General features: G+C 70.2%; 18 protein-coding genes. 5 read left to right on the forward strand and 13 right to left on the reverse strand.

The genetic code is table 11. The annotated features are described in order from the left end of the window. Positions 1-65 precede the first annotated feature (65 nt). Positions 66-884 (forward strand): PhzF family phenazine biosynthesis protein, encoded by an 819-nt coding sequence (locus EL493_RS14065; RefSeq protein WP_019046254.1) that lies wholly within the window; start codon positions 66-68, stop codon positions 882-884. A gap of 3 nt (positions 885-887) precedes the next feature. Here EL493_RS14065 and EL493_RS14070 read toward each other — a convergent pair whose 3' ends face one another. Genes EL493_RS14070 through lspA form a run of 3 tightly spaced genes read right to left on the reverse strand, consistent with a single transcriptional unit; the run spans position 888 to position 3,158 of the window. Next, the gene (locus tag EL493_RS14070) at positions 888-1,619 is read right to left on the reverse strand and encodes a hypothetical protein (protein WP_198041219.1); all 732 of its coding nucleotides are present in this window, start codon (positions 1,617-1,619) and stop codon (positions 888-890) included. Beyond that, a complete protein-coding gene (locus EL493_RS14075; RefSeq protein ID WP_036836926.1) occupies positions 1,612-2,538 on the reverse strand; it encodes an RluA family pseudouridine synthase in 927 nt (308 codons plus the stop codon). Before EL493_RS14075 ends, EL493_RS14070 begins: the two co-directional genes overlap by 8 nt. Then, on the reverse strand, positions 2,535-3,158 hold the full coding sequence (lspA, locus tag EL493_RS14080; RefSeq protein WP_019046257.1) for a signal peptidase II: 624 nt from the start codon (positions 3,156-3,158) through the stop codon (positions 2,535-2,537). Before lspA ends, EL493_RS14075 begins: the two co-directional genes overlap by 4 nt. A gap of 85 nt (positions 3,159-3,243) precedes the next feature. On the opposite strand from lspA, the gene EL493_RS14085 reads away from it, so the two are divergent. Next, entirely contained in the window at positions 3,244-4,197 is a 954-nt protein-coding gene (locus EL493_RS14085; RefSeq protein ID WP_030204343.1) for a hypothetical protein, read from the forward strand. Continuing rightward, positions 4,194-4,901, forward strand: coding sequence for a sensor domain-containing protein (locus EL493_RS14090; RefSeq protein ID WP_022565989.1), 708 nt, complete (start codon positions 4,194-4,196; stop codon positions 4,899-4,901). Before EL493_RS14085 ends, EL493_RS14090 begins: the two co-directional genes overlap by 4 nt. Before the next feature lie 4 nt (positions 4,902-4,905). On the opposite strand, the gene EL493_RS14095 is transcribed toward EL493_RS14090, so the two are convergent. After that, on the reverse strand, positions 4,906-5,763 hold the full coding sequence (locus EL493_RS14095; protein ID WP_019046260.1) for an LLM class F420-dependent oxidoreductase: 858 nt from the start codon (positions 5,761-5,763) through the stop codon (positions 4,906-4,908). Positions 5,764-5,916: 153 nt separating this feature from the next. Here EL493_RS14095 and EL493_RS14100 point away from each other — a divergent pair, with 153 nt between their 5' ends. Next, positions 5,917-6,384 (forward strand): VOC family protein, encoded by a 468-nt coding sequence (locus tag EL493_RS14100; RefSeq protein ID WP_019046261.1) that lies wholly within the window; start codon positions 5,917-5,919, stop codon positions 6,382-6,384. An 8-nt stretch (positions 6,385-6,392) separates the two neighbouring features. Here the strand turns inward: EL493_RS14100 and EL493_RS14105 are convergent, their stop codons facing one another. From EL493_RS14105 to EL493_RS14150, 9 genes are all read right to left on the reverse strand, one after another. Then, positions 6,393-6,812: a Rieske (2Fe-2S) protein gene (locus EL493_RS14105; protein ID WP_019046262.1), complete on the reverse strand. Its 420-nt coding sequence runs from the start codon at positions 6,810-6,812 to the stop codon at positions 6,393-6,395. A gap of 477 nt (positions 6,813-7,289) precedes the next feature. Next, positions 7,290-7,925: an LON peptidase substrate-binding domain-containing protein gene (locus EL493_RS14115; protein ID WP_019046263.1), complete on the reverse strand. Its 636-nt coding sequence runs from the start codon at positions 7,923-7,925 to the stop codon at positions 7,290-7,292. Between the two features lie 64 nt (positions 7,926-7,989). Next, complete coding sequence (gene acs / locus EL493_RS14120) at positions 7,990-9,933, reverse strand: acetate--CoA ligase (RefSeq protein WP_019046264.1); 1,944 nt, start codon at positions 9,931-9,933, stop codon at positions 7,990-7,992. 74 nt (positions 9,934-10,007) lie between these two features. Beyond that, on the reverse strand, positions 10,008-11,642 hold the full coding sequence (locus tag EL493_RS14125) for a solute symporter family protein (RefSeq protein ID WP_019046265.1): 1,635 nt from the start codon (positions 11,640-11,642) through the stop codon (positions 10,008-10,010). Beyond that, positions 11,639-11,995, reverse strand: a complete 357-nt coding sequence (locus tag EL493_RS14130; RefSeq protein ID WP_019046266.1) for a DUF485 domain-containing protein — start codon at positions 11,993-11,995, stop codon at positions 11,639-11,641. The genes EL493_RS14125 and EL493_RS14130 overlap by 4 nt, the downstream gene beginning before the upstream one ends. A 150-nt stretch (positions 11,996-12,145) precedes the next feature. Next, positions 12,146-13,900, reverse strand: coding sequence for a sodium/solute symporter (locus EL493_RS14135; RefSeq protein WP_019046267.1), 1,755 nt, complete (start codon positions 13,898-13,900; stop codon positions 12,146-12,148). Positions 13,901-13,930: 30 nt separating this feature from the next. Continuing rightward, on the reverse strand, positions 13,931-14,296 hold the full coding sequence (locus EL493_RS14140; RefSeq protein WP_019046268.1) for a hypothetical protein: 366 nt from the start codon (positions 14,294-14,296) through the stop codon (positions 13,931-13,933). Next, complete coding sequence (locus tag EL493_RS14145) at positions 14,293-15,090, reverse strand: LytR/AlgR family response regulator transcription factor (protein WP_019046269.1); 798 nt, start codon at positions 15,088-15,090, stop codon at positions 14,293-14,295. The genes EL493_RS14140 and EL493_RS14145 overlap by 4 nt, the downstream gene beginning before the upstream one ends. Positions 15,091-15,229: 139 nt before the next feature. Then, on the reverse strand, positions 15,230-16,411 hold the full coding sequence (locus tag EL493_RS14150; RefSeq protein WP_022565985.1) for a sensor histidine kinase: 1,182 nt from the start codon (positions 16,409-16,411) through the stop codon (positions 15,230-15,232). Between the two features lie 277 nt (positions 16,412-16,688). Between EL493_RS14150 and dnaE the strand changes: the two genes are divergently transcribed. Next, a complete protein-coding gene (dnaE, locus tag EL493_RS14155) occupies positions 16,689-20,252 on the forward strand; it encodes a DNA polymerase III subunit alpha (RefSeq protein WP_022565984.1) in 3,564 nt (1,187 codons plus the stop codon). Positions 20,253-20,327 lie beyond the last annotated feature (75 nt).

Genomic DNA, 20,327 nt, shown 5'->3' on the forward strand with positions numbered 1-20,327 from the left:
GCCCGGTTCGCCTCGAGAACCCTTGCGCCGGATGAACATTCGGTGTTGGAGTACCTTTGCGCACTATGGAGGTATTGCTGCACCAGATCGACGCGTTCGCCGACGCACCGTTCTCGGGCAACCCGGCCGCGGTCATGCCGCTGCCCCGCTGGCTGCCCGACACGCTGCTGCAACAACTGGCCGAGGAGAACAACCTCGCCGAGACCGCGTTCTATACCTCCGAGTTACCCCCGGACGCGGGCGGCCCGCCCGGTGACTGGCCCGCCTTCCACCTGCGCTGGTTCACCCCCGCGGTGGAGGTGGACATGTGCGGGCACGCCACCCTCGCCTCGGCCACCCAGATCATCGAGGACCTGCACCCCGAGCACGACCGGGTGAGCTTCTACACCCGCTCCGGCTGGCTGCACGTCGACCGCACCGACGACGACGAGTACGTACTGGACCTGCCCGCCCTGGCCGCGGTCCAGGTGGACCCCGACCCCGCGCTGGTCGCCGCGCTCGGCGTCACCCCGGTGCGCGCCTACACCGGCCAGGACGAGGTGATCGTGGTCGCCACCGAGGACGAAGTCCGTTCCGCCACACCGGATCTCGGCGCGTTCCCGGAGCTGTCGCGAGGTGCGATCATCACCGCGCCCGGCACCGGCACCGACTTCGTCTCCCGCTTCTTCGCCCCCGGCGTCGGTGTCGCCGAGGACCCGGTCACCGGGTCGGCGCACGCGCAGCTGGTGCCGCTGTGGAGCCGGGAACTGGGCCGCACGGTGCTCACGGCGCGTCAGCTGTCGCGCCGCGGCGGCACGCTGCGCGCCGAACTCGCCGAGGACCGGGTGCTGCTGCTGGGCCGCTGCCGCCGCTACCTCGACGGCGTGGTCACCCTGCCCGGCTGAGCGCTATTCGGCGGGTACGGGCGCGTCGTCGGGGGTGGGGGCGACGACGCCGGTCGCCTCCGGCAGTAGCGGGGCCACCGCGAAGCGTCCCGCGATCGCGTCGGCGGGCAGGGCCTGGACGGCGCGGACGCCGGGTGTCGTTGCCAGCTCCCGCAATTGGGGCAGGGTGCCGCGGACGACCATCCCCGCGGTGCACGCGCAGTCCGCCCGGAGCCGGGCCGCGGTGACCCGGGCGATCTCGGCACTGCGTGGGTCGCGGAACTGCTGGGCCAGCAGCAGCCCGGCGGCCGCGTCCGCGGAGTTGCGCGCGGGCTCGTCGCCCGCCGGGGTGGCGACGGTGACGACCGGCGTCTGCACCCGGTCGATCGGGACGTGCTGGATCACCCCGGAGATCCGCAATCCGCCTGCGGCGGCGGGGATCCGGTCGGGAGTGAGGTAATCGGTGAACGACACCAGGGCCCAGTGCCGGTCGGTGTCGCCGCCGGCCAGCGAGGTGCGCGCGTCGGCGAGATAGTCCTCGACGCGCTCGCCCTGCGCGGGGCCCAGCCGATCGGTGGTGATGCCCGTCGACGGCTTCGGGTTCACGATCCCGAGCACCACGATCACCACCGCCAGCACGACGGCGGCGGCGACGGCGAGCCACGTGCGCCAGGGGGAGTGGTGCTCGGATTCGGGCCCGCGGTCGTCCGGCACCGGGTCCGGTGCCGGAGCTGACGACCGCGGGTCGTCAGGCATTGCGCAGCACGTCCAGGGCGCCGGACAGGTCGTCGGGGTACTCGCTGGTGATCTCGAGCCAGCGGCCGTCGGCGGGATGGTGGAAGCCGAGCTGGCGCGCGTGCAGCCACTGCCGTTCCAGCCCGAGCCGCTTGGCCAGGGTCGGGTCGGCGCCGTAGGTGAGGTCACCGGCGCAGGGGTGGCGAACGGCGGAGAAATGCACCCGGATCTGGTGGGTGCGGCCGGTCTCCAGATGGATGTCGAGCAGGCTCGCGGCCTGGAACGCCTCGATGGTGTCGTAGTGGGTGACGCTGGGCCTGCCGTCGGCGGTGACCGCGAACTTCCAGTCGTTGCCGCGCGCCCGCCCGATCGGCGCGTCGATGGTGCCGCTGCTCGGATCGGGATGTCCCTGCACCAGGGCATGGTATTGCTTGTCGACCGTGCGCTGTTTGAAGGCGCGCTTGAGCATCGTGTACGCGTGCTCGGACTGGGCCACCACCATCACGCCCGAGGTGCCGACGTCGAGCCGGTGCACGATGCCCTGGCGTTCGTGCGCGCCCGAGGTGGAGATGCGGTAGCCCATCGCGGCCAGGCCGCCGACCACCGTCGGGCCGGTCCAGCCGACGCCGGTGTGCGCGGCCACGCCGACCGGCTTGTCCACCGCGACGATGTCGTCGTCGGCGTAGAGGATGTTCATCCCCTCCACGGGGGTGGCCTCGACGGTCAGCTCCCGCTTCGGCTCCGGGAACACCACCTCGAGCCAAGCGCCCGCGGTCAGCCGGTCGGATTTGCCCGCGGCGACGCCGTCGAGCTGCACCGAGCCCTCCTCGGCCAGCGCGGCCACCGCGGTGCGCGAGAGCCCGAGCAGCCGGGACAGGCCCGCGTCGACCCGCATGCCGTCGAGCCCGTCGGGCACCGGCATCGTCCTTGTTTCCCTCACGCAGCGTTCTCCTCGGTGGTGTGCTTGCGACCGCTGCGGGTGCCGTCCGGTTCGAAGCCGAAGACAGTGAGCGCAACCAGCAGGATCGCCCCGCACACGATGGCGGAGTCGGCGACGTTGAACACCGGCCACCAGCCCACGGCGACGAAATCGACGACATGGCCCTGCAGCGGGCCGGGGTAACGGAAGATCCGGTCCACCAGGTTGCCCAGCGCGCCGCCGAGCACCATGCCCAGGCCGATCGCCCACCACAGCGAACGCAGCGTGCGCCCGATGCGGATCACGCCGATCACAACGGCCGCCGCGATCAGGGTCAGCAGCCAGGTCATGCCGGTGGCCATGGAGAACGCCGCGCCCGGGTTGCGGACCAGGGTGAACCGCGCGAAATCGCCGATGATCGGCACCGATTCGCCGGGATCGATGAAGGCCACCGCCAGGCACTTGGTCAGCAGGTCGAGCCCGAACAGGACGACGGCGATGATCAGCAGCGTCGTCAACCGGCGCGGACCAGCGGGTTTCTTCGTGCCGGTGGCCTCGGGCGCGGCGTCGGGGGCCGGTGCCGCGGTGTCGTCGCCCGTCTCGGGGACGGCGGCGTTGTCGGTGGGCCGGTCTTCACTCACGCGTCCATCATTCCCTAGTGGCGATCCACGGTGCGCCGCGGTGTCCCGCAGTCCCAGCTGTTACTCAGGAAGCGGTCGTACGCTGATGGCTGTGACGGTGTTGTCTGGTTCCCGCTTACCCCGCGTCGCGCGCCCCGGGGTGTTTCTCGTGGCGCTCGTGGTCGGGTTCGCGACCTTCGGCGCGGGCTGTGCCGATCGGTCGGCGTCGCCCGTCGACGGGGAGGGCACCGAGCCGCTGGGCTACGGCAAGGAAGTGACGGTGCCGATCTCGGCGGCGGTCACCACGCTGGTCTCGCCCGGCGACGAGCCGCGCGACCTGCTGCGCCCGCGCTACGCGGCAGGCACCACCCAGGAGGTGACGCTGCGCACCGATTACCGCATCCAGCAGCAGGTCAACGATCAGCCCGCGCGTGATTTCTCGCCCGCCGCGCTGACCATCCCGATGACCGCGACCGCGGGCGCCGACGGTGTCGACCTCACGGTCGGGACCGTCACCACGCCCGACCCGGCCCTGAACAAGGCCTTCACCACCGCCGACGGCTCGCACGCCGGGCTGGAGATGAGCGATCTGGGCGCGATCACCGAACTGCGCCTCGCGCCGTCACCCGATACCCCCAATACCGCGCGCGCGGCCCTGGAACAGGCGTTCTACCAGGCGGTGTACCGCTCGATCGCGTTCCCCGACGAGCCCGTCGGCGTGGGCGCGGTATGGACGGTGCATCAGGAGATCACCGGCGGCGTCACCCTCGACCAGATCACCACCGCCACCCTGACCAGCCGCGACGGTGACCGGCTCACCATCGACCTGCAGGTGACCCAGACCCCGACCGACAAGGTCTGGGAACTGCCCAACGACGCGGGCGCGCTCGACATCGCGGGCTATGTCATGGAGGGCACCGGCACCATCACCGTCGATCTCGGGCTGCCGTTACCGGTCGCGGGCGCCATCGACGTGGGTGGTCAGCAGATCTACCGCGACGAGCGCAGCGTGAGCACCCTCGTGCAGACGCAGTCCACGCGCGTGTCCTGGACCGAATGATGCGAGCGACCCTGCTGCGCGCGGGCGCGGCCGTGTCGGCGTGCGCGGCGCTGGCCGGAGTCGCCGGGTGCGGGTCCGACGACGAGTCCACCGCGTCCTTCCCGTCGGCCGCCACCGCGGCGCCGGGCACCGGCGCCGTCGTGCGCGACAACGCCCAGCTGTCGGCGGGCCTGCTGGGCGCGGGCGATCTGCCCGGTGACTTCACCGCCATGCCGCCGCGCACCACGTCGGGCGAGGGCGCCGCGGTGCCGCCCGCCGCACCGACGAATCCGCCCGACTGCGGGCGCCTGCTCAGCCCCGTCGCCGAGCAGTGGCCGGGCTCGGCGGCCGCCGCGTCGGTGCAGTTCGCGGGCCCGAGCTACGCCACCATCGACATCGACGCGGCGAGCTATCCCGATGCCGCGCTGGCCGCCGCGTTCGACGCGCTCCAGGCCCAGCCGCGCCGATGCGGCAGCTATACCGGCGACGACGCAGGCGTGCACATCGACTACCGCACCGCCGCGCTGGACCAGCCGCCCGCCGGGGACGCCAGTTCCGCGTTCACCCTCAGCGCGAGCAGCGAGGGGCTCACGCTCACCTCGGCGACGGCGCTGGTGCAGGTCGGCAACACCCTGGTGCAGGTGGTGGTGACCGCGCCGGAATCGGTCGATCCCGGCGTGCTGGCCGACTTGACCGCCGCGCAGGTTCGCAAGCTGCGCGGCTGACCCGCTAGCCGCTGACGGCGGCGGGGGCGAGCTTGCCGCCCAGGTACTCGATGTAGCCGCGCACCTCGTCGGCCGACTTGTCGGGCACCCCGAAGACCACCTCGGTGACGCCGAGCTCGGCCCACTGCTCGAGCTGGGCCGCATTGTGGCGGCCCGCCAGCGCGATCACACGCGGGCTGCCCTCGCGGCCCGCCTCGCTCCAGACCCGGTTCAGCAGCGCGATCTTGTCGCCCAGCTCGCCCTCGGTGGGGGTGGTGATCCAGCCGTCGGCGTGGCGGGCCAGCCAGCCGAAGGTCTTCTCGGTGCCGCCCGCGCCCAGCAGCACCGGAATGGTCGGGCTGGTCGGCTTCGGCCAGGACCAGCTCGGCCCGAATCGCACGAACTCGCCGTCGAACTCGGCTTCCTCCTGCGACCAGATGGTGCGCATCGCGTCGAGGTTCTCGCGCAGGACGGTGCGCCGCTTCTGCGGCGGGACGCCGTGGTGGGCGAGTTCGTCGGTGTTCCAGCCGAATCCGACGCCGAGTTCGACCCGGCCGCCGGAGAGGTGGTCGAGGGAGGCGATGGTCTTGGCCAGGGTGATCGGATGGTGCTCGGCGGGCAGTGCCACCGCCGTCGACAGGGTGATCCGCTCGGTCACCGCGGCGGCAGTGGCCAGCGCGACCCACGGGTCGAGGGTGCGCAGGTAGCGGTCGTCGGGCAGCGAGGAGTCGCCGGTCTGCGGATGCGCCGCGGCCCGCACCACCGGGATGTGGGTGTGCTCCGGCACGTAGAACGAATCGAACCCGGCCTTCTCCGCGGCCAGCGCGGCATCGGCGGGCGTGATGCCCCGGTCACTGGTAAACAACACGAGCCCGTACCGCATGTTCGGCCCCTCCGGATTCGACAATGAAACTAGAACAAGTTCTATCAGTCTTTCCGGTCGGCCGGAAGACCCGCGCGGAGGCCCTTTCCCCGGCTGGACGAGGGGAATAGGCTCGGAACGGTCCGAGCATCAACCTCGACCCGGAGGAATCCGATGTCTGATGTTTCGCCCTTTCCCGCAGGTTATCCGCGGATCTGTCCCGGCATCTCGTGCGCGGGCGCCGCGGCCGCGATCGACTTCTACACCGCCGTCTTCGGCGTCACCGAACGCATGCGGATGCCCGGCCCCGACGGGACCGTGGCGCACAGTGAACTGCTCATCGGCGACTCGGTGCTGATGGTCGGCGACCCGGCGCCGGAGATGGGTTTCCTCGACCCGACCGCGGTCGGTGGTTCGCCGGTGAATCTGATGGTCTACGTCGAAGACGCCGACGCCGCCTTCGCCGCCGCGCTCGGCGCGGGCGCCACCGAGATCAACCCGATGACCGACCAGTTCTACGGCGACCGCAGCGGCGCCTTCGAGGACCCGTGGGGTCACCGCTGGACCGTGGCGACCCACGTCGAGGACGTCTCGCCCGAGGAGATGCAGCGCCGCATGGACGCCATGATGGACGCGGGCTGAGCCGGCGCTCAGGCGGGCACGATCGAATCACCTTCCACCCGAACCGGTTTCGCCAGCAGCGGGGTGGTGGCCGGACCGGCGCTGACGCTTCCGTCGAGCCCGAACCGGCTGCCGTGGCACGGGCAGTTGATCGTCCCGTTCGACACGTCGCCCACCCGGCAGCCGGCATGGGTGCAGGTGGACGACAGGCCGACGAAGGTCCCGGCCGACGGCTGGGTGATCACGGTGTCCCCGGCGATCACCCCGCCGCCGACCGGCACGTCGGCTGTTTTCGCCAGTGCCCCCGTCGGCCCGCCCGCCGGCGCCTGCGCCCCGGCGGGCGCGGTCTCGTCCTTCCCGCCGCACGCCGCCACGGTCGCGGCGGCCGCCAGTACGCCCGCGCCGACGAACGCGGTTCTGCGGTCGATCCGGATCTCGTTACTGGTCATCGCTGGAACTCCGATCGAAGCTGTCGACATGAGCAAGGCGACCGCTGCTCCGGGGCCCGCTCCTTATCGGTTCAACGGAACCCGCCCGTCCCGGGTTCGAATCGAGGGATTCCCTGATGTGGACACCGCGTCCGAGGGCCTACCGTCACCTGGGTGAAGGCGATCGTGCAGCAGGTCTACGGGTCATCGGCGGTGCTGGAGGTGGCGCAGGTCGAGCGGCCCGTCGCGGGCCCGCCGTCCCGCTGGCCGCCAATACCGCGCTGACCTGCCTGGGGCATGTCCAGGACCGGCAGCGCGTGCTGATCATCGGCGCCTCGGGCGGAGTGGGCACCTTCTCGGTGCAGATCGCGCAGGCCGCGGGCGCGGTGGTCACGGGGGTGTGCAGCACCCGCAATGTCGATCTGGTCCGCGGCGATCCACTACAGGGAAACCGAGCACGCCAGGGCGAAGATCACCGTCACCGTCGGCTGACCGGGGTCACTGCAAGCGGAACTCCATCATCGCGATCGCGTCGTCGACCGCGGTGACGAGGGTTTCCAGGCGGGCATGGGGGTCCGGCGCCGCCAGGGCGGCCTGCCGATCGGTTGGCCCGATCGGCAGGCGCGCGGCCAGCTCGTAGGAGCGGATGCCCGGATCGGGCGACAGGTCCTCCAGCGACGCCGACGGCGGCGGTCGCCGGATCCCGGAGCGCCGGGCGAGCTGCGCGGTGAGCGTGTGCAGCCGATCGGCGCGCTTGCGCAGGTCGGCCACGAGATCGGTGTCGTCGGCGCCGATCTCGTCCGGCCACACCCGCACGTCGGCCCTGGGGTAGGGCGCGTCGGTCAGCCACTCGTCGACCCGGATCCGCTCGGTGCCCACACAGCGCAGCCGGAACCGCGACCCCGCCAGCTCGATCACGTCGACGATGCGCGCGATCACGCCCACATCGGTGCGCACGTCGCCACCGCCGACCTCGTGCCCGCGGGCGATGAGCACCACGCCGAACTCCGGCTCCCGGTGCCCGTCGAGGCAGTCCTCGACCAGCGCGACATAGCGCGGTTCGAAGATCTGCAACGACAGCGGCTCGCCGGGCAGCAGGACCGCGCCCAGCGGGAACATAGGGATCTCCACCATCACAGCATGCCCGGTGTCGTGCGCGCCGCGCCCATCCGACATGCGCGCGTGCCGGAAAGTCCGCTCATCCCTTGGCGATCGCCTCGAACACGGTCGGGTCGACCAGCGTGGAGGTGTCGCCCAGTTCGCGGCCCTCGGCCACGTCGCGCAGCAGCCGGCGCATGATCTTGCCGCTGCGGGTCTTGGGCAGCTCCGGGACGATGTGGATCTCGCGTGGCCGGGCGATCGGGCTGATCTCCAGCGACACCGCGGCCTTCAGCTCGGTGACGAGTTCGTCGCCGGTCGCCGCCGACCCGGTGAGGATGACGAAGGCGACGATGCCCTGCCCGGTGGTGGCGTCGGAGGCGCCGACCACGGCGGCCTCGGCTACGGCCGGATGTCCGACCAGCGCCGACTCCACCTCGGCGGTGGAGATGCGGTGCCCCGAGACGTTCATGACGTCGTCGACCCGGCCCAGGATCCACAGGTCGCCGTCCGCGTCGGCCTTGGCGCCGTCGCCGGCGAAGTACCAGCCCTCGGAAGCGAAACGCTGCCAATAGGTTTCGCGGAACCGGTCCATGTCGCCCCAGATGCCGCGCAGCATCGAGGGCCACGGCTGGTCCAGCACCAGCAGACCCGAGGCGTCGTTGCCGAGCGGGGTGCCGTCGTCGTCGACCACCGCCGCCGAGATCCCCGGCAGTGCCGCCGTCGCCGCGCCGGGTTTGGTGTCGGTGACGCCGGGCAGCGGGGAGATCATGATGGCGCCGGTTTCGGTCTGCCACCAGGTGTCGACGATGGGGGTCTTGTTCGCGCCGATGACCTCGCGGTACCAGCGCCAGGCTTCGGGGTTGATGGGTTCGCCGACGGAGCCGAGCAGGCGCAGGGTGGTGAGGTTGTGGGCGTCGGGGATCTCGCGTCCCCATTTCATGAAGGTGCGGATGAGGGTGGGGGCGGTGTAGTAGATGGTGACGCCGTATTTTTCGATGATTTCGAAGTGGCGGTGTTCGGTGGGGGAGTTGGGGGTGCCTTCGTAGACGATCTGGGTGGCGCGGTTGGCCAGGGGTCCGTAGACGATGTAGCTGTGGCCGGTGACCCAGCCGATGTCGGCGGTGCACCAGTAGATGTCGGTGCCTGCTTTGTGGTCGAAGACGTTGTGGTGGGTGTAGGCGGTTTGGGTGAGGTAGCCGCCGGTGGTGTGCAGGATGCCTTTGGGTTTTCCGGTGGTGCCGGAGGTGTAGAGGATGAAGAGGGGGTGTTCGGCGGGGAAGGGCTGGGCTTCGTGGGAAGGCGAAGCGAGGGAGACGGTTTCGTCCCACCACAGGTCGCGCACCTCGGTCCACGGCACGTCCAGCCCGGTCCGGCGGACCACCAGCACGTGCTCCACGGAGGTGGGATCGTCGCCGAGCGCCTCGTCCACCGCCGACTTCAGCGGGGCGGGCTTGCCGCGGCGCCACTGCCCGTCGGTGGTGACGATCAGGCGGGCCTGCGCGTCGTCGACCCGCTGACGCAACGCCGTCGGCGAGAACCCGGCGAACACCACCGAATGCGGCAGACCCAGCCGCGCGCACGCCAGCATCGAGACGATGGCCTCGGGAACCATCGGCATGTAGATCGCGACGCGATCGCCCGCCACCAGCCCGAGCGCGGTGAACGCGTTGGCCGCGCGCGAAACCTCGTCGAGCAGTTCGCGATACGTGATGGCGCGGGAGTCGCCGGGTTCGCCTTCCCAGTGGATGGCGACCTGGTCGCCGTGGCCGTCGAGGACGTGGCGATCGACGCAGTTGTAGGCGACGTTGAGCTCGCCGTCGGCGAACCAGCGCGCGACCGGTGCGTCGCTCCAGTCCAGGACCTGGGTGAAGGGGGTGTGCCAGTGCAGCCGGTCGGCCTGCTCGGCCCAGAAGCCGTCACGGTCGGTGTCGCCGCGGGCGTAGAGCGAGGCATCGGCGTTGGCCTGGGCGACGAACTCCGCGGCGGGCGGGTAGCTGGTCGCGTGGTCGGGCCGGGTGGGGTCGGTGACTGCACCGGTCACGAGAAATCTCCTTCGAACGAACAGGGGTGAAACCCGTGCCGGTGGCTGGGACCACCGGCACGGGCAGGGCAACGTCAGTGCGAGATCGCCTTCTCCGCACCGACACCGGTCAGCGCCCGGACTTCCATCTCCGCGGCCTTGGCGTTGTCGGCCTGCTCGCCACGGCCGCCGACATAGGTGCCGACGATGCCGAGGACGAAGGCCAGCGGAATGGACACGATGCCCGGGTTGGACAGCGGGAACCAGTGGAAATCGGCGCCGGTGATCATCGAGGTCTTGGTGCCCGACACCGCCGGGGAGAACACGATGAGCACGATCGTCGAGATCAGGCCGCCGTACATCGACCACAGCGCGCCGGTGGTGTTGAAACGGCGCCAGAACAGCGAGTACAGGATGGTCGGCAGGTTGGCGGCCGCGGCCACCGCGAACGCCAGCGCCACCAGGAACGCGATGTTCTGGCCGTTGGCCAGGATGCCGAGCCCGATCGCGAGCACACCGATCACCACGGCGGTGATCCGCGAGACCCGCACCTGCTTGCGCTCGTCGACCTTGCCCTTCTTGAGCACGCTGGCGTAGATGTCGTGGGCGAACGAGGCCGAGGCGGTGATCGTCAGACCGGCCACCACGGCCAGGATCGTCGCGAACGCGACCGCCGAGATCACCCCGAGCAGGATGACGCCGCCCAGCTCGAACGCCAGCAGCGGCGCCGCCGAGTTCTGGCCACCCGCCGCCGCGAGGATCCGGTCCGGGCCGACGATGGCCGCCGCGCCGTACCCGAGCACCAGGGTGAACAAGTAGAACGCGCCGATCAGGCTGATCGCCCAGACCACCGAGCGCCGAGCCTCTTTCGCGGTCGGGACCGTGTAGAAGCGCATCAGCACGTGCGGCAGACCCGCGGTGCCGAGCACCAGCGCCAGACCCAGCGAGACGAAGTTCAGCTTGGAGGTCTCGCTGCCGCCGTACTGGGCGCCGGGCGCCAGCACGTCGCGGGCGGCCACGGCCTTGTTGGCCGACTCGCTCACCGATTCCTGTGCGGCGCCGAGAATGTCGGAGAAGTTGAAGCCGAACTTGGCCAGCACCAGCACCGTCATGAACGCGGCGCCCGCGATCAGCAGCACCGCCTTGATGATCTGCACCCAGGTGGTGCCCTTCATGCCACCGACCAGCACGTACACGATCATCAGCACGCCGACGATCGCGATCACGACCGATTGCCCAGCGCGCGAGGAGATGTCGAGCAGCAGCGCCACCAGGCCACCCGCGCCCGCCATCTGCGCGAGCAGATAGAACAGCGACACGGTGAGCGTGGTCAGCGCGGCCGCGGTGCGCACCGGGCCTTCCTTCAGCCGGAAGCTGAGCACGTCGGCCATGGTGAACTTGCCGGTGTTGCGCAGCATCTCGGCCACCAGCAGCAGCGCGACCAGCCAGGCGACCAGGAACCCGATCGAATACAGGAACCCGTCGTAGCCGTACACCGCGATGGCGCCCGCGATGCCGAGGAAGCTCGCCGCCGACAGATAGTCACCGGCGATGGCGATGCCGTTCTGCGGACCGGAGAATCCGCGGCCGCCGGTGAAGTAGTCGGCGGCACTGGCGTTGTTGCGGCTGGCCCGGATCACCACGACCATGGTGACCGCGACGAACAGCGCGAAAATGGCGATATTGGCGACCGGGTTACCCACGGTCGTCTCCGCGGCGAGGATGTTCACGCTCGGCCTTCCTCGAGAGATGCGCGGATGGCCGCGGCACGCGGGTCCAGCTCACGATTGGCGAACCGGACGTAGAGCCCGGTGATGAGGAACGTGGAGACGAACTGCCCGAGGCCGAGCAGCAGGCCCACGTTGATGTTGCCGAAGACCTCGGTCGCCATGAAGTCGTGCGCGTAGGCACCGAGCAGCACATAGCTGAGGTACCACAGCAGGAACAGGGCGGTCATCGGGAAGACGAAGCGGCGCAGGCGGTTGCGCAGTTCCTGGAACTGCGGGCTCTGCTGCACGGCGAGCCATTCGTCGGCACTCGGCGTGCGCCGGTCGGGCGCTTCTGCGGTGTCGGTGTCGGTCATGCCTGGGGTCCTAGCGTGAGGGTGGTCGTGCGTGCAGTGACCGTAAGGCTCCCGGCGTGGGCGCACTATGATGTGGCGTGGGTCACTCGCCGAAGGTGGCCGTCGCTGCGGTGAACGGTCGCTGTGGTGCGACGAACGGTCGGCGCGAGATCACCGGTGGGCGGTGGATTCGGGGTCGCGGTCGGCGCTGAGCCCGAGCCGTTCCGGCGCGTGCATCCGCACGAAGATCCCCGCGACGGTCCGCGCGTCCTGGCCCCGGGTGAGCAGGCTGACCAGGATCGTCACCGCGAAGGCCAGCGGCACGCTCACCGCGCCCGGATAGTCGACGATCGCCGAGGCCCAGCCGTCCGCCAGCTCGGGGGAGACGCCACCGAGCACGGCCAGCACCGTCGCGCCGCCGGCCGTGACACCGCCGGTGAGCAGACCGGCCGCCGCCCCCGCCGCGGTCAGGCCACGCCACCAGATCCCGAGCACCAGCAGCGGGCACAGCGTCGAGGCGGCAACCGAGAACGCGAGGGCGACCGTGCGCGACAGATCGAGCGAGGCGACGGTGAGCGCCAGCGTCAGCGGGACGAGCCCGGCGACCAGGGCGGCGGCCCGGAAGTCGCGGATCCGCCCGCGCAGCACGTCGGTGCTGAGCACCCCGGCCAGGCTCACCAGCAGACCTGAGGACGTCGACAGGAAGGCCGCGATCGCGCCCGCCGCGGCCAGCGCGGCGAGCAGCTGCCCGCCCAGGCCGCCGAGTACCGCGCCCGGCAACAGCACCACCGCGGCGTCGGACGCGCCGGTGATCAGCAGCTGTGGCACATACAGGCGGGCGAACACGCCGAGCAGGATCGGGAACAGATAGAACAGCCCGACCAGCCCGATGACCGTCAGCGCGGTGCGGCGGGCCGACGGACCGTCGCGATTGGTGTAGAAGCGGACCAGCACATGCGGCAGGCCCATCGTGCCGAGGAAGGTCGCCACGATGAGCGAGAACACCTGGTACTGCGGATGTTCGCCGCCGAAACCGCCACCGGCGGCCACCCAGCTGGCCCCGTCGGCGGGCGCGCCGGCGACCACCGGGACCGCCGCTCCCGGTTCCAGGACCAGTTCGGTGCCGGCGGTGAGGGTGTGGTCGCCGGGGGTGAGCAGCACCGGGCCCCGCGCGGCCGCGCCGTCGACAGTGCCGGTGACGTGCACCTGCTGGGCGACGTCGAGGTGGACCACCACATCGGTGGAGATGTCGACGGTGGTGCGCTGGTCCACCGTCGGCGGCGCGGGGGAGCCGAGAGGCGGTTCGTCACCGAGGAAATGCAGGCCGAGCACCAGCGCGGGCACCGCCACCGCCGTCAGTTTCAGCCAGTACTGGAACGCCTGCACCAGCGTCACCGACCGCATGCCGCCGCCGATCACATTGGCCAGCACGATCGCGCCCACCGCCACCGCGCCCACCCACGGCGGAGCGCCGAGCAGGATGTGCAGCGTGAGTCCCGCGCCCTGGAACTGCGGGATGAGGTACACCGCGCAGACCAGCACCACGAGCCCGGCCGCCAAGCGCCGCAACCGGATAGAACCCAGCCGGAACTCGGCGAAATCGGGCACGGTGTAGGCGCCGGAGCGACGCAGGGGCGCGGCGACGAACATCAGCAGACCGAGGTATCCGGCGGTGAAGCCCACCGGATACCAGAGCGCGTCGGCGCCGTATTTGGCGATCAGTCCCGCCACGCCGAGAAAGGAGGCGGCGGAAAGGTATTCACCGGAGATCGCGGCGGCGTTCCATCGGGAACCCACGGTGCGTGAGGCGACCAGGAAGTCGGAGGTGGTGCGCGAGAGGCGGACTCCGTAGAAGCCGATGCCGATGGTGGCGACCGCGGCCAGCAGCAGGGCGGCGATGGTGAGTGCCGGACTGTCCGGTGTCATCTGGTCCGCCGGGGAAAGGTGCTCACGCGGTCACTCCCCGGCCAGCTCGAGGAAGTCGTCCTCGTTGCGTTGCGCCAGCCGCACATACAGCCGGCCCACCGCGTACAGCGCGGGGAAGGCGAGCAGGCCCAGCACGATCCACGGCAGCCGGAGACCGAGGACGGTCGCGTCGGCGATCGCGTCGATCCCGAACAGCACCGGCAGCGCGCCGAACCCTGCGACCACCACCAGCCCGAGCCGTAGTGCCAGGCCCAGTTGCGCGCGGATCAGGCCGCCGATCAGCGCGGCGCCGAGATCGGTCTGCTCGACCACCTCCGTGCGGGTCCGGATCTGCCGCGCGCCGCGCCGCTGCGCCAGCACCACCCGCTCGCGGGGCGGGCGCTGCGGGCCGGTCACCGCTGCGACCAGTTCTGCCGCGGTCCGTGCACCAGTCGCTGCTTGAGTTCGCGCACCTGCCGTCTGCTCACCGGCAGCTCCACCGCACCGGCCGCGCCCTCGGCGCGCAGGCACACCACGGTCCCGGTTCCGGCGCTGCGCAGCCCGGTGACCAGCCGCAACGCCACCAGATACGACCGGTGCACACGCAGGAAACCGGCGTCTTCCCAGCGCGATTCGAGTGCCGAGAGCGGAATCCGCACCAGATGCGAGCCGGTCGCCGTGTGCAGGCGCGCGTAGTCGCCGTCGGCCTCCACCCAGGCCACGTCGGCCCGGTTCACCAGCGTGGTCACGCCACCCAGCTCCACCGGGATCACCTCGCTCGGGTGCGTGGGCGAGGGCGGTGCCGCCGCGGGCGCGGGCACCCTGGCGGCCAGGATCCGGCGTACCGCCTCGGCCAGCCGCGCCTCCCGCAGCGGCTTGAGCAGATAGTCCACCGCCCCCAGATCGAACGCCGCCACCGCGTGATCGTCGTGCGCGGTCACGAACACCACCGCGGGCGGCTCCGCGAATTCCGACAGAATCCCCGCCAGCTCCATCCCCGTGAGCCCCGGCATATCGATATCGAGAAACACCGCATCGATCGGATGCGCCCGCAACAACCGCAACGCCCCCGTCGCCTCCCCGGCCCGATGAATCTCCCCCACCCCCGGCTGCGCGCTCAGCAGATACACCAGCTCGTCGAGCGCGGGCTTCTCGTCGTCGACAGCGAGCACCCGCAACGCGGTCGAGGTCTCATCGGTGGTCCAGGTCACAGCCCATCCATGGTAGCTGTCTTCCTTGCCCGGTCGGTCAGGATCCCCGGTCGCCCGGCGGGCGGATGTCAGGTGAGGTCGCCGTCCGGGCCGATGGGGGGACTCAGGCGCAGCCGCCTGCGGATCGGCGGGGCTCGGATCAGGCGCGGATGCCGGCGCGGAATTTGGGGACGCGCATGCTGACCTTGGTGCCCGCGCCGGGGGCCGTGTCGACGACGAGGCCGTAGTCGTTGCCGAAGGCGGCGCGGAGGCGGTCGTCGACATTGGCCAGGCCGACGTGGGCGGCTTCGCCGGTGCGGGCGGGGCCGGTGCCGGTGTCGACGGCGTCGAGGGCGCCCGAGCGCAGCAGGTCGGGGTCCATGCCGATGCCGTCGTCCTCGACGCTGATCAGGCAGTCGGTGCCCGCGTCGGTGGCGACGATGCTCAGCTGGCCGCCGCGCCCGCCGCCGCCCAGCCCGTGCCGCACCGCGTTCTCCACCAGCGGTTGCAGCGCCAGGAACGGCAGCACCACGCCGAGGACCTCCGGCGCGATCTGCAGGCGCACGTCCAGCGCGTCCCCGAAGCGGGCCTGTTCGAGGGCGAGGTAGCGCTCGATATTGCGCAGTTCGTCGGCCAGCACGGTGAATTCGCCCGCGGCACGGAAGGAGTAGCGGGTGAAGTCGGCGAATTCGAGAATCAGTTCGCGGGCCCGGTCGGGATCGGTGCGCACGAACGAGGCGATCGTGTTGAGCGCGTTGTAGATGAAATGCGGACTGATCTGCGCCCGCAGCGCCCGCAACTCGGCGCGATCGACCCGCGCCCGCGAGGCATCCAGCTCCGCCAGCTCCAACTGCCCACACGCGTACCGCGCGACCTCACCCGCCGCCCCCAGCATCCCCGGCCCCGGCTTCCCGGTGGTCACCATCCCGAGCGCCCCCACCACCGCCCCCGTGTCGATCGACAGCGGCTGCGCGATGAGCGAATGCTCGTCCCCGGTGACCAGCACCGCCCGCTCCTCGGCGATCGCCCGCCGCGCCGCCTCGTCGAACACCGCGACCATCCCGGGGTGCGGCCCGTCCCAGGCCAGCAGCGTCGCCTCGGCGTCCACCACCCCCAGCGCCTCGGCCCCCGCCAGCCCCCGCAGATACGGCGCCGCCTCCCCGGCCGCCTCCGCCGTCAACCCCCGCCGCAACGGCACCGCCGCCAGCGACGCGGTATGCAGCGCCTGATGCACCGCCCGCTGCGCAGGCGTCGTCACCACCCGCTGCGTCCGCCGCCAGACGAGCCAGGCGATGACCAGCACGATCGCGACACCAGCCAGCACCACCGCCGTGGTTGTCACCGTGTGCTCCCGTCTCCTCGCCCTGCCGCACCGCTCGTGCGGACATCCGCCGATTATCGCCGTTCGCGCAGCCGGTGTTCCGGTGATCGCGGACGCGCGCGCCGTGCCGTGGGCCCGGTCGGGGACTGGCGGAAAACGGACGGTTGCTGGGGACTCGCCGGTGACCTTCGCCACGACACGCCGGACCGGGCCAGGCGGGGGCGGGGCGCCCGTGTGGCACGCGAAATGTTGTCGTACCCCCGTGCATAGAATGCCAAGGCCAACCCCCGTCGACACCATGGGAGGAAGGACCGTCTTGGCTTCGTCCGGATCGTTCGTTCACCTGCACAACCACACCGAGTACTCCATGCTCGATGGTGCGGCGAAGATTTCGCCGCTGTTCGCGGAGGCGGAACGGCTGGGCATGACCGCCGTCGGCATGACCGACCACGGCAACATGTACGGCGCCTCGGAGTTCTACAACAGCGCCAAGAAGGCGGGCATCAAGCCGATCATCGGCATCGAGGCCTACATCGCGCCGGGCTCCCGGTTCGACACCAAGCGCGTGCAGTGGGGCGATCCCGGCCAGAAGGGCGACGACGTCTCGGGTTCGGGCGCCTACACCCACATGACGATGGTCGCCGAGAACGCGACCGGCCTGCGCAACCTGTTCAAACTGTCGAGCCTGGCCTCCATCGAGGGCCAGCTCGGCAAGTGGGCGCGCATGGACGAGGAGATCATCGCGCAGTACGCGGAGGGCATCATCGCCACGACGGGCTGCCCGTCGGGTGAGGTGCAGACCCGGCTGCGCCTCGGTCACGAACGCGAAGCCCTCGAGGCCGCCGCCAAGTGGCAGGAGATCTTCGGCAAGGACAACTTCTTCCTCGAGGTGATGGACCACGGTCTGTCGATCGAGCGCCGGGTCCGCGAGGGCCTGATGATGGTGAGCAAGCAGCTCGACATCCCGCCGATCGCCACCAACGACTGCCACTACGTCACCAAGGACCAGTCGACCAACCACGAAGCGCTGCTGTGCATCCAGACCGGCAAGACGCTGTCCGACCCCACCCGCTTCAAGTTCGACGGTGACGGCTACTACCTGAAGTCGGCCGCGGAGATGCGCGCCATCTGGGACGCCGAAGTCCCCGGCGCGTGCGACAACACCGAGATCATCGGCGAACGCGTGCAGTCCTACGACGACGTGTGGGCCCACCGCGACCGGATGCCGATCTTCCCGGTGCCCGAGGGCGAGACCCAGGCCACCTTCCTGCACAAGGAGGTCATGCGCGGCCTGGACCGGCGGTTCCCGGACGGCCCCCCGCGCGACTACGTCGACCGCGCCGAGTACGAGCTCTCGGTCATCAACCAGATGGGCTTCCCGGCGTACTTCCTCGTCGTCGGTGACCTCATCCGGCACGCCCTCGACGTCGGTATCCGCGTCGGCCCCGGCCGTGGTTCGGCCGCGGGCTCGCTCGTCGCCTACGCGATGGGCATCACCAATATCGACCCGATCCCGCACGGTCTGCTGTTCGAGCGGTTCCTCAACCCCGAGCGCGTGTCGATGCCCGATATCGATATCGACTTCGACGATCGCCGCCGCGGTGAGATGGTCCGCTACGCCACCGAGAAGTGGGGCAGCGACCGGGTCGCCCAGGTGATCACCTTCGGCACCATCAAGACCAAGGCCGCGATCAAGGACTCCGCGCGAGTCCTGTTCGGCCAGCCCGGTTTCGCCATCGCCGACCAGATCACCAAGGCGCTGCCGCCGCCGATCATGGCCAAGGACATCCCGGTCTCGGGCATCACCGATCCGGAGCACGAGCGGTACAAGGAAGCCGCCGAGGTCCGCGAGCTGATCGGGTCCAATCCCGATGTCGCCAAGATCTACGAGACCGCGCTGGGCCTGGAGGGCCTGATCCGCAACGCCGGCGTGCACGCCTGCGCGGTCATCATGTCCTCCGAGCCGCTCACTGACGCGATCCCGGTGTGGAAGCGCGCCCAGGACGGCGCGATCATCACCGGCTGGGACTATCCGTCGTGCGAGGCCATCGGCCTGCTGAAGATGGACTTCCTCGGTCTGCGCAACCTCACCGTCATCGGTGACGCGCTGGAGAACATCAAGGCCAACCGCGGCATCGATCTGGACATGGATCACCTGCCGCTCGACGACAAGGCCACCTACGAACTGCTCGCCCGCGGCGACACCCTCGGCGTGTTCCAGCTCGACGGCAGCGCCATGCGCGACCTGCTGCGCCGCATGCAGCCCACCGGCTTCGAGGACATCGTCGCCGTTCTCGCGCTGTACCGGCCCGGTCCGATGGGCATGAACGCCCACAACGACTACGCCGACCGCAAGAACGGCCGCCAAGAGGTCAAACCGATCCATCCCGAGCTCGAAGAGCCACTGAAGGAGATCCTGGCCGACACCTTCGGCCTGATCGTCTATCAGGAACAGATCATGCAGATCGCGCAGAAGGTGGCCGGGTACTCGCTCGGCCAGGCCGACATCCTGCGCCGCGCCATGGGTAAGAAGAAGCTGTCGGTGCTGGAGGAGGCCTACGCGGGCTTCCGCGAGGGCATGCTGGCCAACGACTTCTCCGAGCCCGCCATCAAGGCGCTGTGGGACACCATCCTCCCGTTCGCCGGCTACGCGTTCAACAAGTCGCACGCCGCCGGCTACGGCCTGGTGTCCTTCTGGACCGCCTACCTGAAGGCCAACTATCCCGCCGAGTACATGGCCGGTCTGCTCACCTCCGTCGGCGACGACAAGGACAAGGCCGCCATCTACCTGTCGGACTGCCGCAAGATGGGCATCACGGTGCTGCCGCCGGATGTCAACGAGTCCGAGCAGAACTTCGCCTCGGTCGGCAAGGACATCCGCTTCGGTCTCGGCGCGGTCCGCAATGTCGGCGCCAACGTGGTGTCCTCGATCATCGCCGCCCGCAAGGAGAAGTCGAAGTTCACCGACTTCTCCGACTACCTGAACAAGATCGACGCGATCGCCTGTTCCAAGAAGGTCACCGAATCGCTCATCAAGGCAGGCGGTTTCGACTCGCTCGGGCATCCGCGCAAGGGCCTGCTGCTGATCCACTCCGACGCGATCGACGCGGTGATGTCGACCAAGAAGGCCGAGGCGATCGGCCAGTTCGACCTGTTCGGTGGCCTCGACGACGGTGACGACTCGGTCGCCTCGGTGTTCAACGTGAAGGTCCCCGAGGACGAGTGGGAGACCAAGCACAAACTCGCCCTCGAGCGGGAGATGCTGGGCCTCTACGTCTCCGGCCATCCGCTCAACGGTGTCGAGCACGTGCTGGCCGCTCAGGTCGACACCCCGATCCCGGCGATCCTGGAAGGCGACGTCAAGGACGGCGCGCAGGTGACCATCGGCGGCATCCTGGCCTCGGTCAACCGCCGGATCAACAAGAACGGCCTGGCCTGGGCCTCGGCGCAGCTGGAGGACCTCACCGGTGGTGTGGAGGTGCTGTTCTTCCCGCAGTCCTACTCGGTGTACGGCATGGACGTGGTCGAGGACGCCGTGGTGCTGGTCAAGGCGCGGGTGTCGGTCCGTGACGACCGGATCTCGCTGATCGCCAACGACCTGGTGGTGCCCGACCTCTCGGCCATCGGTGTCGCCAAACCGGTGTCGGTGGTGATGACGACGCGCATGTGCACACCCGACAAGATCGGCGAGCTCAAGAAGGTGCTCTCCCGTCATCCCGGTACCTCCGACGTGCATGTCCGCCATGTCGGCGCCCGCGAGAAGACCACCCTGCTCAAGCTCGACGACAGCTGGCGGGTCAGTCCCTCCTCCGCGCTGATGGGCGACCTGAAGGCGCTGCTCGGTCCCGGCTGCCTGGGCTGACTCGCCGAAAGGTGATCTGCCACACCCGCCGTCACCTTTCGGGCCGGTGTCTCGTCCGACTGTCGAGAAGACAAT

It is taken from the genome of Nocardia asteroides, assembly GCF_900637185.1.
In the GTDB taxonomy this organism is placed as follows: domain Bacteria; phylum Actinomycetota; class Actinomycetes; order Mycobacteriales; family Mycobacteriaceae; genus Nocardia; species Nocardia asteroides.

What these genes read in the sequence shown, in the direction of transcription:
- EL493_RS14065 (WP_019046254.1), top strand. Translation starts at nt 66, where the DNA reads ATGGAGGTATTGCTGCACCAGATCGACGCGTTCGCCGACGCACCGTTC.
- EL493_RS14070 (WP_198041219.1), bottom strand. Translation starts at nt 1,619, where the DNA reads ATGCCTGACGACCCGCGGTCGTCAGCTCCGGCACCGGACCCGGTGCCG.
- EL493_RS14085 (WP_030204343.1), top strand. Translation starts at nt 3,244, where the DNA reads ATGGCTGTGACGGTGTTGTCTGGTTCCCGCTTACCCCGCGTCGCGCGC.
- EL493_RS14090 (WP_022565989.1), top strand. Translation starts at nt 4,194, where the DNA reads ATGATGCGAGCGACCCTGCTGCGCGCGGGCGCGGCCGTGTCGGCGTGC.
- EL493_RS14095 (WP_019046260.1), bottom strand. Translation starts at nt 5,763, where the DNA reads ATGCGGTACGGGCTCGTGTTGTTTACCAGTGACCGGGGCATCACGCCC.
- EL493_RS14100 (WP_019046261.1), top strand. Translation starts at nt 5,917, where the DNA reads ATGTCTGATGTTTCGCCCTTTCCCGCAGGTTATCCGCGGATCTGTCCC.
- EL493_RS14105 (WP_019046262.1), bottom strand. Translation starts at nt 6,812, where the DNA reads ATGACCAGTAACGAGATCCGGATCGACCGCAGAACCGCGTTCGTCGGC.
- EL493_RS14115 (WP_019046263.1), bottom strand. Translation starts at nt 7,925, where the DNA reads ATGGTGGAGATCCCTATGTTCCCGCTGGGCGCGGTCCTGCTGCCCGGC.
- EL493_RS14130 (WP_019046266.1), bottom strand. Translation starts at nt 11,995, where the DNA reads ATGACCGACACCGACACCGCAGAAGCGCCCGACCGGCGCACGCCGAGT.
- EL493_RS14135 (WP_019046267.1), bottom strand. Translation starts at nt 13,900, where the DNA reads ATGACACCGGACAGTCCGGCACTCACCATCGCCGCCCTGCTGCTGGCC.
- dnaE (WP_022565984.1), top strand. Translation starts at nt 16,689, where the DNA reads ATGGGAGGAAGGACCGTCTTGGCTTCGTCCGGATCGTTCGTTCACCTG.